General features: G+C 72.7%; 9 protein-coding genes. 5 read left to right on the top strand and 4 right to left on the bottom strand.

What is annotated here, in order from left to right:
• Window position 1: 1 nt before the first annotated feature.
• Both AQJ58_RS17310 and AQJ58_RS17305 read left to right on the top strand, forming a co-directional pair.
• Entirely contained in the window at window positions 2-2,827 is a 2,826-nt protein-coding gene (locus AQJ58_RS17310; protein ID WP_067251105.1) for an SUKH-4 family immunity protein, read from the top strand.
• A gap of 187 nt (window positions 2,828-3,014) precedes the next feature.
• The gene (locus AQJ58_RS17305) at window positions 3,015-3,899 is read left to right on the top strand and encodes a coiled-coil domain-containing protein (protein ID WP_067251104.1); all 885 of its coding nucleotides are present in this window, start codon (window positions 3,015-3,017) and stop codon (window positions 3,897-3,899) included.
• Window positions 3,900-4,037: 138 nt separating this feature from the next.
• Here the strand turns inward: AQJ58_RS17305 and AQJ58_RS17300 are convergent, their stop codons facing one another.
• The 3 genes from AQJ58_RS17300 to AQJ58_RS17290 form a co-directional block, all read right to left on the bottom strand.
• The gene (locus AQJ58_RS17300; RefSeq protein ID WP_067251102.1) at window positions 4,038-5,684 is read right to left on the bottom strand and encodes a sodium/solute symporter; all 1,647 of its coding nucleotides are present in this window, start codon (window positions 5,682-5,684) and stop codon (window positions 4,038-4,040) included.
• Window positions 5,681-6,088, bottom strand: coding sequence for a DUF485 domain-containing protein (locus AQJ58_RS17295; RefSeq protein WP_067251100.1), 408 nt, complete (start codon window positions 6,086-6,088; stop codon window positions 5,681-5,683). The genes AQJ58_RS17300 and AQJ58_RS17295 overlap by 4 nt, the downstream gene beginning before the upstream one ends.
• Before the next feature lie 176 nt (window positions 6,089-6,264).
• Window positions 6,265-7,896, bottom strand: coding sequence for an MFS transporter (locus AQJ58_RS17290; RefSeq protein ID WP_067251098.1), 1,632 nt, complete (start codon window positions 7,894-7,896; stop codon window positions 6,265-6,267).
• A gap of 513 nt (window positions 7,897-8,409) precedes the next feature.
• Here AQJ58_RS17290 and AQJ58_RS17285 point away from each other — a divergent pair.
• The 3 genes from AQJ58_RS17285 (at window position 8,410) to mfd (ending at window position 15,653) form a co-directional block, all read left to right on the top strand.
• Window positions 8,410-9,198, top strand: a complete 789-nt coding sequence (locus AQJ58_RS17285; RefSeq protein WP_067251097.1) for an ABC transporter ATP-binding protein — start codon at window positions 8,410-8,412, stop codon at window positions 9,196-9,198.
• Window positions 9,195-11,777: an ABC transporter permease gene (locus tag AQJ58_RS17280; protein ID WP_067251095.1), complete on the top strand. Its 2,583-nt coding sequence runs from the start codon at window positions 9,195-9,197 to the stop codon at window positions 11,775-11,777. Before AQJ58_RS17285 ends, AQJ58_RS17280 begins: the two co-directional genes overlap by 4 nt.
• 342 nt (window positions 11,778-12,119) lie before the next feature.
• Window positions 12,120-15,653, top strand: coding sequence for a transcription-repair coupling factor (gene mfd / locus AQJ58_RS17275; protein ID WP_067251093.1), 3,534 nt, complete (start codon window positions 12,120-12,122; stop codon window positions 15,651-15,653).
• A gap of 189 nt (window positions 15,654-15,842) precedes the next feature.
• Here the strand turns inward: mfd and AQJ58_RS17270 are convergent, their stop codons facing one another.
• On the bottom strand, window positions 15,843-16,037 hold the full coding sequence (locus AQJ58_RS17270; RefSeq protein ID WP_067251091.1) for an antitoxin: 195 nt from the start codon (window positions 16,035-16,037) through the stop codon (window positions 15,843-15,845).
• Window positions 16,038-16,084 lie beyond the last annotated feature (47 nt).

Raw genomic sequence — 16,084 nt, 5'->3', positions numbered from 1 at the left:
GATGGTGACGTTCGCGCAGGCGCAGGAGCGCGCCGAGGAGTGGATCAACGGGGACGTTCCGGCGTACCAGCACCGTGAGGTGCGGGTGCGGGAGTTCGGGCTCGGGTTCGTGGTGTGGGCGGAGGACCGCGCGGAGGGTCCGCGGTCGGACGGGGGCGCGCAGCGGCTGGTGATCGCCCGGGACAGCGGGGAGGCCACGTTGTGGCCGGCGCTGCCGGTGGGTGAGGTGATCCGCCGTTACGAGGAGGAGTACGGGCGTCCGGACGAGCCCCGGGACGCGGTGCCGGCGCCTGCGGCGCGGGTGGATCTGAACCAGACGTCGTTCTTGTTGTCGCCGCCGGAGTGGTTGCAGGAGGCGGCGGACAAGCTGGGCATCGGGGAGACGCGGGAGTCCGACGGCGGGGCCGCGGGAGCCGGGGTCGGTACGGGAGTTGGTGCCGGTGCCGGTGCCGGTGCCGGTGCCGGTGCCGGTGCTGGTCTGTCGGCCGGTGCGGTGGGTGTCGGCGGTGCGGCGGGTGGGGGCGTGGCCCCCGATCCGTCGCTGCCGCGTACGCAGGCGGGTGTGTCGGGGAGCGGGCTGCCGCAGACGCAGGCGGGTGTGTCCGGGAGCGGGCTGCCGCAGACGCAGCCCGGAGTTCCGGCGGGGCCCGCGGCCGGTGCGCCGGGGGGTCCTGTCCCGCCGCCGCCCGCCGGGGCCACGCCCTGGACGGGGACGGACACCAACGGCGACGCCGGCGACGACCGTTCCGTACCGCTGCCCGCGACGGTCTTCGCGCCGCCGCTGAGCGGCTCCGACGAGCCCGCGCCGCCGCCCGCCGGGCTGCCGGACGCCAAGACGGCCCTGATGAAGGGCGGCAGCCAGCTGCCGCCGACGGCGGTCGCCCCGGCGATGGACGCCCCGGGCGCGGCGGCTGCCGCGGGCGCACCGGGTGCCGCGGGCGCACCGGGTGCCGCGGGCACGCGGGGCGGTACGCCGGCCCCGCCTCCGCCGCCCGGGCCGGACGGGTCGTCGTACGCGTATCCGCAGGGGCCGGGCGCGCCCGTGCCGCCGACTCCCCCTCAGGGAACCGCTGGGGCGTCGTACGGGTATCCACAGGGGCCTGGCGGTGCCGGTGCCACGGGTGGGGGCGCGCCGGGGCGGTCGCTCGCGCCGAACGCCGGTGAGATCGCCGACGCCGCGACCAGCAAGGCGGCTCCTCCTCCGCGCCGTCCGCGCGGTGGGGCCACGCCGCCGCCTCCGCCGGGCGCGCCGGGGGCTCCGGGTGGTCGGCCGGGCGCTGCGCCGACTCCGCCGCCGCCCGGTCCGGGTGCGCCCGGGGCCGGGACGGCGGGGGGCTATGTGCCCACGCAGCTGGTGTCGGCCCTCGGGCCGGAGGGGCCTGCCGGTCCCGGTGCGCCGAACGCGCCCGCCGGGCCGAACGCCCCGGGCGGCCCGAGCACGCCGGGCGGCCCGAGCACGCCGGGGGGTGCTCCTCCCGGCGGTGTGCACCATGCCGCGACCATGCTGGCCGACCCGGGGCGGATGGGCCCGGGTGGGCCCGGTGGTCCGGTCGGGCCCGGTGGCCCTGGTGGCCCCGGTGGGGTCGGGGGCGCGCCGCAGCCTCCGGGCGCCCCTGGGATGCCGCCGCCTCCGGCGGGCGCGCCCGGCGTACCCCAGGCACCCGGTGCCCCCGGAGTCCCCGGTGCTCCGCATCAGGCGCAGACCATGATGGCCGGGCCTCCGGTCGGCGCCCCGGGTGCGCCCCCGCCGCCCGCCCCTGGGATGCCCGCGGGTGCCCCTCGGAGCGTGCCCGTGGGTGGGCCCGGAGCGGGGCAGCCGCCGGGGTACGGGTATCCCCAGCAGCCGCCCGGGCAGCCGACGGTCGGCCCGGGGTACCAGGCCGTGCTGCGCTACCGCGCGCAGGACGGTTCGGAGCAGCAGGTGATCCGGCGTTCGGCGCCGGGCACCCCGCACCCGGAGTGGCAGATCTTCCACGAGCTGCGGGCCATGAACGTGCCTCCGGGCCAGGTGCTGGAGCTGCACACCGAGCTGGAGTCGTGCGAGCTGCCGGGCGCGTACTGCGCGCGGATGATCCGGGAGCAGTGGCCGCAGGCGCGGCTGGCGAGCATCGCGCCGTACGGCACGGACCACGCGAGCCGGCAGCAGGGCATGCAGCAGTTGCTGGCACACCAGGGGGAGTTGCACCAGGTGGCCGACGGTCCCGCGCGGCCCGCGCCGGTGCGGGCGCCGTTGCCGCCGGTGCAGCCGGTCCCGCCGATTCCGCCGGAGGCGATCGCGCAGGAGCTGGGCGCGGCGTTCGGGCCGGGGCTCTTCCGGTTCGAGCAGGCGGCGGTGTCCCGGCAGGGCGTGCCGCCGGTCGTGGCGCACACGCTGGTGGTGGCGGGTCTGCCGATGGACATGGGGCCGTTCTTCTGGGCGCAGGCCCAGCCGGGGCGGCCGGTGCCGACGCTGGCGGAGCTGGCGGCGGAGCGGGGGGTGCGGTCGGCGCCGGACGCGGGGTCGTACCTCGTCATGGGCAGTGACTTCGGCAAGGCCGTCTGTGTGCAGTACGGGACGGCGAACATCGTCGCGGTGCCGGTGGAGGCGGGGCCGGGCGGCGGTTCGGTGCCGCCGCAGTTCGTGAACACCGGGCTGCCCGAGTTCCAGCGGTGTCTCGCTCTGCTGGGCCGGATGTGGCGGCTGCGGTTCGGGCTGAACCAGGAGCAGGCCGGGCGCTGGACGGTGGACTTCCAGGCCCAGTTGGCCTCGCTGGACCCGGCGGCGCTGGGTTCGCCGGAGAGCTGGTGGTCGGTGCTGCTGGAGCAGATGTGGGACGGGCTGCTGTGAGGCGGGCGTCCCGCTGACACGAGGTGTGTCGAGGGCCGGGCCGGTCATATGACCGGCCCGGCCCTTTTCTGTGCGGGAAGGCCCACACCCCGTGCCCGGAGTGTCGCGTTATGAACACTTAAGTCCGATACATCAAGATATGCGGGAAATCATTATTTCGCGTCCGTCTGGTGGAAGGGGCTACAGCATGAGCAGCGCACGGGTGTCATCGCCGGGGTTCGTGACCGTTCTCGGGCGCGGCTACCGGCCCAAAGAAGTCGACATGTTCACCGCCGCGCTCTCCGCCGAACGCGACGCGGCCTGGGAGCGGGTCACCCGGCTCACGATGCTGGCCAAGGACATGGTGGTCGAGGCCAAGCGGCTGCGCGAGGCCTGCACGGAGATCAGACCGCAGACGTACGAGTCCCTCGGGGAACAGGCCCGGCGCCTGTGGGAGCTCGCCCAGGAAGAGGCGGCGGGGATGGTCGAGCGGGCCCGGCGCGAGGCGGCGGAGGAGGTCGCGCAGGCCGAGGAGCACGCCGAGAGGCTGAGCCGTACGGCGCAGGAGCAGGCGGAGGCGATCCGCACCGAGGCCAAGGAGCACGCCCACCAGCGGCTGCTCGCCGCGCGCGCCGAGGCGCAGGGTATCCGGGTCACCGCGCGGCGCAAGGTGAAGGAGTTCCGCGGCGCGGAGCTCGACGCGCTGCGCGACGTACGGCAGCGCACGGCGGGTCTGCTGGTGGAGCCGAAGCACGAGCACGCCGAGAAGTGGGCCGAGGCGGACCGTGAGCTGGCCGAGCGCATCGCGGCCCTGGAGGCGAACAACGAGCGGGCGGTGGCCCGTGCCGAGGAGGCTCTGGCCGCGGCGCAGCGGGAGTTCACCGAAGCTCAGGAGTCGATCGGCCGGCGGCAGGAGGAGGCACGCGCGCGTGCCACGCAGATCCTCGCCGAGGCCCGGCTGAAGGAGGACCGCATCGCGCAGGAGACCGAACGGGTGGTGCGCAAGCACCAGGAGCTCTCGGAGGAGGTGCGGGCGCACATGGAGCAGGTCCAGGAGAGCCTCAGGGCGCTCACGGGCCGCCCGGCGGAGTGATCGGACCGCGCCGCAGGGACAGCCAGGCGGACAGGCAGGCAGAGAGACAGGCAGACAGAGAGACAGACACGGCACGGCACGGCACGGCACGCACGCACGCATGCGCGCGCGTGCCGTGCCGTGTTCGCTGTCCGACCGTCACCTGTCCTTGCGTACCGCCGCTCCCGCCAGGATCCAGCCCTCCACCGCCTCGTAGCGGCGGCGCTGCTCCTCGGCGCCCTGCCGGCCGGAGGCCAGGGTGCCCAGCCAGCCGAAGACGAAGCCGAGGGGGACGGTGACGATGCCGGTGGTGGTGAAGGGGAACCAGTTGAAGTCGGCCTCGGGGAACGCGGCGGCGGGCGAGCCGGAGACCAGGTTCGTGCCCGGCATGAGGACCAGGACGGCGAGGGTGCCGCCGATGAGGGTGCACAGCAGGCCGGTGCGGGTGTAGCGGCGCCAGAAGAGGCTGTAGACGAGGGCGGGGGCGAGCGCGGAGGCGCCCAGGCAGAAGGAGAGCGTGACCAGGGGTTGCAGGCTGCGGTGCTGCACCTGGGTGGCGAGCAGGACGGTCGGTGCGCCGACGGCCAGCGCGGACAGCCGGGCGATCAGCATCTCGCGCCGGGGGGTGGTGCCTCGCGCGCGTGCCGCGAAGACGTCGTGGGCGAGGGAGTTGGCGCAGGCGAGGATCATGCCCGCGACGGAGGCCAGGACGGTGAGGAAGATCGCCGTGGTGACCGCCGTGAACAGCAGGGTCTCCGCGGTGGACAGCTCCGCGCCGAACGCGGCCCGTGAGCCCAGCAGATAGGCGGTGTTGCCCCGCGGGTCCGCCGCGGCGATCGCCGCACGTCCGACCAGGGCCGTGGCGCCGCATCCGACGACCGTCATGACCAGGACGAACACCGCGACCCCGGACACCGCCCAGGACAGGGAGCGGCGCACCTGGCGGGCGCTGGAGGCGGTGTACATGCGCATGGTGATGTGCGGCAGGCAGGCACCGCCGAGGACGACCGACAGCTGGGCCGTGATCATGTCGACACGGGGGTACGGGCTGTCGGCGAACTCCAAGCCCGAGCGCAGGAACGCGTCGCCGACCCCGCTGCCCTGCGCGGCCGCGTCGAACAGGGTGCCGGGGTTCCAGTCGAAGCGCGCGAGGACGACGAGGGCGACGGCGATTCCGGAGCCGAGCAGGGTCACGATCTTCAGGATCTGGATGAGCGCGGTGCCCTTCATGCCGCCGATCGCCGCATAGCTGATCATCAGTGCGCCCATGACGACGACACAGCCGGTCTTCACGGAGTCTGCGGAGAAGCCCAGGATGAACGCGAGGAGCTGTCCGGTGCCGGCGAGCTGCACCAGCATCATCGGCAGCAGCGCGGCGAGGGTGACGGCGCAGGCGGTGATCCGTACGGCGCGCCCGGGCATCCTCCTGGCCAGCGCGTCGCCCATGGTGAACCGGCCGGCGTTGCGCAGGGGTTCGGCCAGCAGGAACATCAGCAGCATCAGCGACAGGGCCGTGCTGAGGGCGAGGACGACACCGTCGTAGCCGCAGAGGGCGATGACTCCGCCGGTGCCGAGGACGGTGGCGGCGGAGATGTAGTCGCCGGCGATGGCGAGGCCGTTGCGCAGCGGGGACAGCGAGCGGTAGCCGGTGTAGAACTCGTCCAGGTCGTCGCGGTCGGGGCCGGTCATCACGCACAGCAGCAGGGTGACGGTGGCGACCGCGGTGAAGGCGGCCAGGGACGTGGTCTGCGCGTCGCCGCTGAACTCCGTGACGGAGGCCGCGAGGGGGGTCGGTGCCGTGCTCACCGGGTGGCCCCCCGCCGTGCGTCGATCTCGTACTGCTTGCGGATGCGGTCGGCGAGCGGGTCGACCCGGCGCCGGGCGGTGCGCTCGTAGACGCCGATCGCCAGCCAGGTGACGGGGAGCTGGATCAGTCCGAGGAGGAGGCCGGCGGGCAGTCCGGTGGTGACGGTGGCCGTCATCAGGGACGGCGCGAAGCCGGACAGGATCAGGAACACGACGAAGTAGCCGAGCGCGGTGAGCGTGGCCACGCGGCGCTGGCGGCGGTAGGCCCCGCGCAGCGTCCGCAGGTCGCTGTGGTGCCCGAGCGGGGTGGGGTGGTCGGGGCGGTGGCGCGGGGGTGCGGCGGGTGGCGGGGGTGGCGGCTGCCAGGGGTATGTCGGGCGGGGGCGGGACGGGTCGTAGGACATCCCGTGCTCCTTGCGCGGCTCGGGTCCGTGGCGGCGGACCGCAGGGAGGTGGGGTGGGGGTGGCGAGCCACGCACGTTACTCGGGAGTACGGTCGGTGCGAAGTCTTTTCACCAAACTGGTCGGTCGGTATGCGCTTACTGTGCGATCCGGCCGCTGACCTGGGGTGTTACCCGCATTAACCGCGCTGTTCCGCCCGGCCCTCCGGCTGCTCGTCCGCCGTCGGAGGCTCGGCCCGCTCCTGCTCCCCCAGCACCGGGAACCGGCGCGGCGCCACACACAGCAGCACCAGGAAGGCCAGCGCGGCCGCGCACGACGCGCCCAGATACACGGCGTGCACGGCGCTCGCGACAGCGCGCCGGACGGATTCGGGCGCCGTACCGGCGTCGAGCGCGCGGGTGACCGAGTCCAGGTCGCCCGCCCCGCCCAGCCGGGACGCCAGCACCCCGTTGGCCACCGCGCCGAACACCGAGGCGCCGATCGTCTGCCCGGTCTGCCGGCAGAACAGCACCGACGCGGTCGTCGTCCCGCGCTCCGACCAGCCCACCGTCGACTGCACCCCCACGATCAGCGGCAGCTGGAAGAGGCCGAGCGCCGCGCCGAGGACCAGCATCAGCAGGGCCGGCTGCCAGGCCGCGCCGGGATACGGCAGGAAGGGGAAAGCCAGCAGGACCAGCGCGGCGGCGCCGATGCCGAGCAGCGCGGTGTCACGGAAGCCGATCCGCCGGTACAGGTGCTGGCTCAGCGCGGCCGACACCGGCCAGCTCAGCGTCCACACCGAGAGCACGAAGCCGGCCGCCACGGGACCGAGCCCCAGCACCGACTGCGCGTACGTCGGCAGGAACACCGTGGGCGCCACCATCAGCAGGCCCAGCGCGCCCAGCGCCAGATTGACCGCGGCGATCGTACGGCGCCGCCACACCCACCCCGGGATGATCGGCTCCGCCGCCCGGCGCTCGACCACCACCACGAGTCCCGCCAGCGCCAGCCCCGCCCCGAACAGCCCCAGCGAGGGCCCGGACCACCACGGCCAGGCCACCCCGCCCTGCACCAGTGCGGTCAGCAACACCCCACCACAGGCGAACACGCCCAACGCCCCGCCCCAGTCCACACGCGCGCGTGGCGACGATTCCGGTGCGGGGTTCCGGCTCTCACGCGCGCGTGGCGACGATTCCCGCCCGGGCTCGCGGGCCGCCCGCGACTCCCGCTGCGGCTCGTGCAGGTGACGGACGATCAGCCACAACGCCACCGCCCCGATGGGCAGGTTGACCAGGAAGATCCAGCGCCAGTCCGCGTACGCCGCGAGCACCCCGCCCAGGCCGGGGCCGGCCACCGCCGACACCGCCCACACCGTGGACAGCTTCGCCTGGATCTTCGGCCTCTCCTCCAGCGGATACAGATCGGCGGCGAGCGTCTGCACCGTGCCCTGGAGCGCGCCGCCGCCCAGCCCCTGCACCACGCGGAACGCGATCAGCGCCGCCATGTTCCAGGCGAGCGCGCACAGCAGCGACCCCAGCAGGAACAGCGCGGCGCCCACCACCAGCACCGGCTTGCGGCCGAAGGTGTCGGAGAGCTTGCCGTAGACGGGCAGGGTGACCGTCACCGCGAGCAGATAGCCCGAGAACAGCCAGGAGAACACCGAGAACCCGCCCAGGTCGCCCACGATCTGCGGGACGGCCGTGGAGACCACGGTGGAGTCCAGGGCGGCCAGCGCCATGGAGAGCATCAGCGCGGCCACCACCGCGCCCCGCCGCTCTCCGCCCGTGCGTCGCGCTGCGCCCTCGCGGGTCGCGGGTCTCGTGTCCTCCACCGCCGCCCTCCCCTGCCGCCGTCTCCCGTGCCCCCTGCATCCATCTGCCGGAGGACAGCTTCCCACCTGCCCCGCGCGCCGGGGCAGCCTTGACCTTCCCGCGACGGAAGGGTGCGGGGTGGCATCGCCGGGACGGACAGGCGCGGGTCGAAGGGTGGAGCCGACCCCGAGAACCGCTCCACCTGGCGGTGGAGAGCCCCTAGGGGTACCTCCGTACTACGTCTCGGGGAGGGTTCGTACCGACGGAGGACGAGACCGGCCCGGGTGCCTTCTTAACCTGGCTTTACGCCGTCGGGGGTGGCCAGCCCCAGCGGCAAAGGGTGGGGTTAACCCCCCGGGAAGACGGGTCCCGGCACCAGCGCGCCGGCCCCCTCCCGCCGCCAGACTCTTCGACGTAGCACTTCCCGCACTTCTCGACGTAGCACTTCCCGCACTTCCGCCACGTCCCGCAGTCCGCGCGCGTCCCGCAGTTCGCGCACTTCTCGCATTCACTTCAGACATAGGAGATCTACCGTGACTTCGGCTGTGACCATTCCCAGGCACAGGGGCACTGGAGGGCGTACGGCCGTCGCCGCGCGGGCGCGGCAGGTCGTCAAGGCGTACGGGTCCGGAGAGACCCGGGTCGTCGCCCTCGACCACGTCGACGTGGACATCGCCCGCGGCCAGTTCACCGCGATCATGGGCCCCTCGGGGTCCGGCAAGTCCACACTGATGCACTGCCTCGCCGGTCTCGACACCGTGACGGGCGGTCAGATCTACCTGGACGACACCGAGATCACCGGCCTGAAGGACAAGAAGCTCACCCAGCTGCGCCGGGACCGGATCGGCTTCATCTTCCAGGCGTTCAACCTGCTGCCCACGCTCAACGCGATCGAGAACATCACGCTCCCCATGGACATCGCGGGCCGCAAGCCCGACAGGGAGTGGCTCGCGCGCGTGGTCGACACCGTCGGACTCTCCGACCGGCTCAAGCACCGGCCCACCCAGCTCTCCGGCGGCCAGCAGCAGCGTGTCGCCGTGGCGCGCGCCCTGGCGGCCCGCCCCGAGATCATCTTCGGTGACGAGCCGACCGGAAACCTCGACTCGCGCGCCGGCGCCGAGGTCCTGGGCTTCCTGCGCCGCTCCGTCGACGAGCTGGGCCAGACCATCGTGATGGTCACCCACGACCCGGTCGCGGCCTCCTACGCGGACCGCGTGCTGTACCTCGCCGACGGCCGGATCGTCGACGAGATGCTCAAGCCGACCGCGGACGCCGTCCTGGACCGCATGAAGGACTTCGACGCGCGGGGGCGTACGTCATGACCGTGATGAAGACCTCGATGCGCAACTTCTTCGCGCACAAGGGACGCATGGTCCTGTCGGCCGTCGCGGTCCTGCTCTCCGTCGCCTTCGTCTGCGGCACCCTGGTGTTCTCCGACACCATGAACACCACTTTCGACAAGCTGTTCGCCGCGACCTCCTCCGACGTCACGGTCAGCGCCAAGGACGCCTCGGACACCGGCCAGACCACCTCGGACAACGGCAGGCCGCCGGTCATGCCGGCCTCCGTGGTCAGCAAGGTGCGCGAGGCCAGGGGCGTGAAGACGGCCGAGGGGACCGTCTTCTCGACCTCGGTGACCGTCGTGGACGCCGACAAGGACAACCTCTCCCCGTCCAGCGGCGCCCCGACCATCGTCGGCAGCTGGAACGGCAACGACGCCCGCACCATGAAGATCACCTCCGGTACGGCGCCGAAGGGCTCCGGCCAGGTCATGGTCGACCAGGACACCGCCGACAAGCACCACCTGAAGCTCGGCGACGAGATCGGCGTCATCAGCGCGGTCGGCACGCACACCGCGCGGATCTCCGGCATCGCCGCCTTCCAGGTCACCAACCCCGGCGCCGCGATCTTCTACCTGGACACGAAGACCGCCCAGCAGACGCTGGTCGGCGAGCCGGACGTGTACACCAACGTCAACGTCACCGCCGCGGCCGGCGTCAGCGACGAGCAGCTGAAGAAGAACGTCACGGCGGAACTCGGCACGGCCGGCTACAAGGTGCAGACCGCCAAGGAGACGGCCGACGCCAACCGCGCGGACGTCGGCGACTTCCTGAACGTGATGAAGTACGCGATGCTCGGCTTCGCCGGGATCGCCTTCCTCGTCGGCATCTTCCTGATCATCAACACCTTCTCCATGCTGGTCGCCCAGCGCACCCGCGAGATCGGCCTGATGCGGGCCATCGGCTCCAGCCGCAGGCAGGTCAACCGCTCCGTCCTCGCCGAGGCCCTGCTGCTCGGTGTCGTCGGCTCGGTCCTCGGCGTCGGCGCCGGCATCGGTCTCGCCGTCGGCCTGATGAAGCTCATGGGCATGACGGGCATGAACCTCTCCACCGACGACCTGACGGTGGCCTGGACGACCCCGGTGGTCGGCCTCGCCCTCGGCGTGATCGTCACCGTCCTCGCGGCCTGGCTGCCCGCCCGCCGCGCCGGCAAGGTCTCCCCGATGGCCGCCCTGCGCGACGCGGGCGCCCCGGCCGACGCCAAGGCCGGTGCCGTACGGGCCGTCCTCGGCCTGCTGCTGACCGGCGCCGGCGGCTACGGCCTCTACCTGGCCTCCGCCGCCGACAAGGCCAAGGAGGGTTCCCTCTGGCTCGGCCTCGGCGTGGTGCTGTCCCTGATCGGCTTCGTCGTCATCGGTCCGCTGCTCGCCGGCGGTGTGGTCCGCGTCCTCGGCGCGGTCCTGCTGAGGGCCTTCGGCCCCGTCGGCCGCATGGCCGAACGCAACGCCCTGCGCAACCCGCGCCGCACCGGGGCCACCGGCGCCGCCCTGATGATCGGCCTCGCCCTCGTCGCCTGCCTGTCGGTCGTCGGCTCCTCGATGGTCGCCTCCGCGACCGACCAGCTCGACAAGACCGTCGGCACCGACTTCATCATCCAGAGCGACAACGGGCAGCTCATCACCCCGCAGGCCGTCCGCGCCGTCAAGGACGCCCCGGGCCTGGAGCGGGTCACCGAGTACAAGTGGACCAAGGCCGACTTCACCACGCCCGACGGCAAGACGCTCGACGGCACGGCCATCACCGCCGCCGACCCGAGCTACGCCACGGACCTGCGCACCGAGACGGTCGCCGGCAAGCTCGCCGACGCCTACGAGCCGGACTCGATGTCCGTCCACGAGACGTTCGCCAAGGACCACGACATCCACCTCGGGTCCAAGATCGCGGTGGCGTTCGACAACGGCTCCACGGCCCGCCTCACCGTCCGCGCGATCACCAGCAGTGACGTCGTCATCGACCAGGGCGCGATGTACACCTCCATCGCCACGATGAAGAAGTACGTCCCGGCCGACAAGCTCCCCCTCGACCAGCTGGTCTTCGCCTCGGCGAAGGACGGGCAGCAGGACGCCGCGTACACGTCCCTCAAGTCGGCCCTGCACGACTACCCCCAGTACGCCGTCCGTGACCAGACCGACTACAAGCAGGCCCTGAAGGACCAGATCGGCCAGCTCCTCAACCTGATCTACGGCCTCCTGGCGCTCGCGATCGTCGTCGCGATCCTCGGCGTGGTGAACACGCTGGCCCTGTCGGTGGTGGAACGCACCCGCGAGATCGGCCTGATGCGCGCCATCGGCCTCTCCCGCCGCCAGCTGCGCCGCATGATCCGCATGGAGTCGGTGGTCATCGCCCTCTTCGGCGCCCTCCTCGGTCTCGGTCTGGGCATGGGCTGGGGCGCCACCGCCCAGCAGCTCCTCGCCCTGGAGGGCCTGACCGTCCTCGAGATCCCGTGGCCGACCATCACCGGTGTCTTCATCGGCTCGGCCTTCGTGGGCCTGTTCGCGGCCCTGATCCCCGCCTTCCGCGCCGGCCGCATGAACGTCCTGAACGCGATCGCCACGGACTAGGCGGCGACAGCGACGGACCAGGCGGCGCTACGGGGGACACGACCCGGCACCGAGAAGTCACGGGGGGCTTCTCGGCGCCGGGTCGTCCGGCTGCGCGGTCCCGGCGCGGGCGACCCTCGTGCGCACCGGCCGGAACGCGCACCTCGTGCGCACCCCCTGGTGTCCGCACCCCGAGAAACCGGTACAGCGCACCCCGAGAAACCCGGTACGCGCCCCCTGAGAAACCCTGGTTGTCCACAGCCCCCGGCGAACCGCGGCGCCCCGTCGTACCCTGGACACCCCCGGCCCGTGACGCGTGTCGGGCCCTTCGCGTTGCCCACCCACCGACGAAAGCCGCCCCGAATGAGCCTGCACGGTCTGCTCGACGCCGTCGTCAAGGACACCGCCCTCGCCGAAGCGATCCCCGCGGCCGCAGACGGCAACCGCATGCACATCGACCTCGTCGGCCCCCCGGCGGCCCGCCCCTTCGCCATCGCCGCCCTGGCCCGCGAGACCGGCCGCACGGTCCTCGCCGTCACCGCCACCGGCCGGGAGGCCGAGGACCTGGCCGCCGCCCTGCGCTCCCTGCTCCCGCCCGACACGGTCGTGGAGTACCCCTCCTGGGAGACGCTTCCGCACGAACGCCTCAGCCCCCGCAGCGACACCGTGGGCCGCCGGCTCGCCGTCCTGCGCAGGCTGTCCCACCCGCGCCCGGACGACCCCGAGACCGGCCCCGTCTCCGTCGTGGTGGCACCGGTCCGCTCGGTGCTCCAGCCGCAGGTCAAGGGCCTCGGCGACCTGGAACCGGTGGCCCTGCGCACCGGCGGGCAGGCCGACCTGAACCAGACCGTCGCCGCCCTCGCCGCAGCGGCCTACGCGCGCGTGGAGCTCGTCGAGAAGCGCGGCGAGTTCGCCGTGCGCGGCGGCATCCTGGACGTGTTCCCGCCCACCGAGGAACACCCCCTGCGCATCGAGTTCTGGGGCGACGACATCGAGGAGATCCGCTACTTCAAGGTCGCCGACCAGCGCTCCCTCGAAGTCGCCGAGCACGGCCTGTGGGCCCCGCCCTGCCGTGAACTCCTGCTGACGGACGACGTCCGCGCGCGTGCGCGTGCCCTCGCCGAGCAGCACCCGGAACTCGGCGAACTCCTCCACAAGATCGCCGAGGGGATCGCGGTCGAGGGCATGGAGTCCCTAGCGCCCGTCCTCGTCGACGACATGGAGCTGCTGATCGACGTCCTGCCGAAGGGCGCCATGTCCGTCGTGTGCGACCCGGAGCGGGTCCGCACCCGGGCCGCCGACCTGGTGGCGACCTCGCAGGAGTTCCTCCAGGCGTCCTGGGCGGCCACGGCCGGCGGCGGTGAGGCGCCCATCGACGTCGGAGCGGCCTCCCTGTGGTCGATCGCGGACGTCCGCGAGCACGCGCGCGAGCGGGACATGATGTGGTGGTCGGTGTCGCCGTTCGCCGCCGACCTCGAACTGGAGGCTGACACCCTCCAGCTCGGCATGCACGCCCCCGAGACCTACCGCGGCGACACCGCGAAGGCCCTCGCCGACACCAAGGGGTGGCTCGCCGACGGCTGGCGCGTCGTCTTCGTCACCGAGGGCCAGGGCCCGGCGGCCCGCACGGTGGAGGTCCTCGGCGGCGAGGGCGTCGCCGCCCGCCTCGACACCGACCTCGCCTCGCTGAGCCCCTCCGTCGTCCAGGTGGCGTGCGGTTCCGTCGAGTACGGCTTCGTCGACCCGGCGCTGAAGCTGGTCGTCCTCACCGAGACCGACCTCTCGGGCCAGAAGGCAGCCGGCAAGGACGGCGCGCGCATGCCCGCGCGGCGCCGCAAGACGATCGACCCGCTCACCCTGGAGGCGGGCGACTACATCGTCCACGAGCAGCACGGCGTCGGCCGCTACATCGAGATGGTGCAGCGCACCGTGCAGGGCGCCACGCGCGAGTACCTGGTCGTGGAGTACGCCCCCGCCAAGCGCGGCCAGCCCGGCGACCGCCTCTACATCCCCACCGACCAGCTGGAGCAGATCACCAAGTACGTCGGCGGCGAGGCACCCACCCTGCACCGGCTCGGCGGCGCGGACTGGACGAAGACCAAGGCGCGTGCGAAGAAGGCCGTCAAGGAGATCGCGGCCGACCTGATCAAGCTGTACTCCGCGCGGATGGCCGCCCCCGGGCACGCCTTCGGCACGGACACGCCGTGGCAGCGCGAGCTGGAGGACGCGTTCCCGTACGCGGAGACCCCCGACCAGCTCACCACCATCGCCGAGGTCAAGGACGACATGGAGAAGACGGTCCCCATGGACCGCCTGATCTGCGGTGACGTCGGCTACGGCAAGACGGAGATCGCGGTCCGCGCCGCCTTCAAGGCCGTCCAGGACGGCAAGCAGGTCGCGGTCCTCGTCCCGACGACCCTGCTGGTCCAGCAGCACTTCGGGACGTTCAGCGAGCGGTACGCGCAGTTCCCGGTCAACGTCAGGGCGCTGTCCCGGTTCCAGACGGACACCGAGGCGAAGGCGGTCCTGGAGGGCCTGCGCGAGGGCGCGGTCGACGTCGTCATCGGCACCCACCGCCTGTTCTCCTCGGAGACGAAGTTCAAGGACCTCGGCCTGGTCATCGTCGACGAGGAGCAGCGCTTCGGTGTCGAGCACAAGGAGCAGCTGAAGAAGCTCCGCGCCAACGTCGACGTGCTGACCATGTCCGCGACCCCCATCCCGCGCACCCTGGAGATGGCGGTCACCGGCATCCGCGAGATGTCGACGATCACCACCCCGCCGGAGGAGCGCCACCCGGTGCTCACGTTCGTCGGCCCGTACGAGGAGAAGCAGATCGGCGCCGCCATCCGCCGTGAACTGCTGCGCGAGGGCCAGGTCTTCTACATCCACAACCGGGTCGAGTCGATCGACCGCGCGGCGGCCCGGCTGCGGGAGATCGTCCCCGAGGCGCGGATCGCCACCGCCCACGGCCAGATGTCCGAATCGGCCCTCGAACAGGTCGTCGTCGACTTCTGGGAGAAGAAGTTCGACGTGCTCGTCTCGACGACGATCGTCGAGTCCGGCATCGACATCTCCAACGCCAACACCCTGATCGTGGAGCGCGGCGACACCTTCGGCCTCTCCCAGCTGCACCAGCTGCGCGGCCGGGTGGGCCGTGGCCGTGAGCGCGGGTACGCGTACTTCCTGTACCCGCCGGAGAAGCCGCTGACGGAGACCGCGCACGAGCGGCTCGCCACGATCGCCCAGCACACCGAGATGGGCGCGGGCATGTACGTGGCGATGAAGGACCTGGAGATCCGGGGAGCCGGAAACCTGCTGGGCGGCGAGCAGTCCGGGCACATCGCGGGCGTCGGTTTCGATCTGTACGTCCGGATGGTCGGTGAGGCGGTCGCGGACTACCGGCGTCAGCTGGAGACCGGGGAGATCGAGGAGGAGCCGCCGCTCGAGGTCAAGATCGAGCTGCCGGTCGACGCGCACGTCCCGCACGACTACGCCCCCGGCGAGCGGTTGCGCCTGCAGGCCTACCGTGCCATCGCCTCGGCCACCTCCGAGGAGGACGTGAGGGCCGTACGCGAGGAACTCGTCGACCGCTACGGCAAGGTGCCCGAGCCGGTGGAGAACCTGCTCCTCGTCGCGGGGCTGCGCATGCTGGCCCGTGCGTGCGGGGTGGGCGAGATCGTCCTCCAGGGCACCAACATCCGCTTCGCGCCGGTGGAGTTGCGCGAGTCGCAGGAACTGCGGCTGAAGCGCCTGTACCCCGGCTCCGTCATCAAGCCGGCCGTCCACCAGATCCTCGTTCCCCGCCCGAAGACGGCGAAGGTCGGCGGCAAGCCGCTGGTCGGCCGGGAACTGCTGGGCTGGGTGGGGGAGTTCCTGGCGTCGGTGCTGGGGTCGTAGGCCGCCGGGACGTGCGGGAAGCCGCCCGCGGGAGGTGAGGCGGCGCGGACGGCTTCTCGTTTCAGGTGGTGTGCGGGTCCGGCCCGCGGGCCGGACGCTCTCCTCGCTGCCCGGCCCGGCCCCCACCGCACTGGTCGCTTCGGCAGCGGTCGCTGCGGCGATCGCGTCGGGCCCCGGGGAGGGCCGGGGTCACTGTCCCTCGGGCCGGTCGGGCCGTTCGCGGTCCATGCCGAGCGAGCCCTCGATCCTCTGCTGGGCTTCGTCGATCTGACCCTCGTACGTGTTGCCCGTCCTCTCGTTGACCTTCCGTTCGCCGGCGTCGGACATGTCCTTGGCCTTGTCCTGTGCCGCCCGGCTGTGCCTGAACCTGTCGAGGATGCCCATGCAGAGCTCCTTCCGGAGGTGACTCACCCTCGACGATATGCCGGGTG

The sequence above is a fragment of the Streptomyces sp. DSM 15324 genome (assembly GCF_001514285.1).
Classification (GTDB): domain Bacteria; phylum Actinomycetota; class Actinomycetes; order Streptomycetales; family Streptomycetaceae; genus Streptomyces.
Note: the sequence above shows the minus strand (reverse complement) of the source record. Positions and strands in the feature narration are given on the sequence as shown.

What these genes read in the sequence shown, in the direction of transcription:
- AQJ58_RS17310 (WP_067251105.1), top strand. Translation starts at nt 2, where the DNA reads ATGGTGACGTTCGCGCAGGCGCAGGAGCGCGCCGAGGAGTGGATCAAC.
- AQJ58_RS17305 (WP_067251104.1), top strand. Translation starts at nt 3,015, where the DNA reads ATGAGCAGCGCACGGGTGTCATCGCCGGGGTTCGTGACCGTTCTCGGG.
- AQJ58_RS17295 (WP_067251100.1), bottom strand. Translation starts at nt 6,088, where the DNA reads ATGTCCTACGACCCGTCCCGCCCCCGCCCGACATACCCCTGGCAGCCG.
- AQJ58_RS17280 (WP_067251095.1), top strand. Translation starts at nt 9,195, where the DNA reads ATGACCGTGATGAAGACCTCGATGCGCAACTTCTTCGCGCACAAGGGA.
- mfd (WP_067251093.1), top strand. Translation starts at nt 12,120, where the DNA reads ATGAGCCTGCACGGTCTGCTCGACGCCGTCGTCAAGGACACCGCCCTC.
- AQJ58_RS17270 (WP_067251091.1), bottom strand. Translation starts at nt 16,037, where the DNA reads ATGGGCATCCTCGACAGGTTCAGGCACAGCCGGGCGGCACAGGACAAG.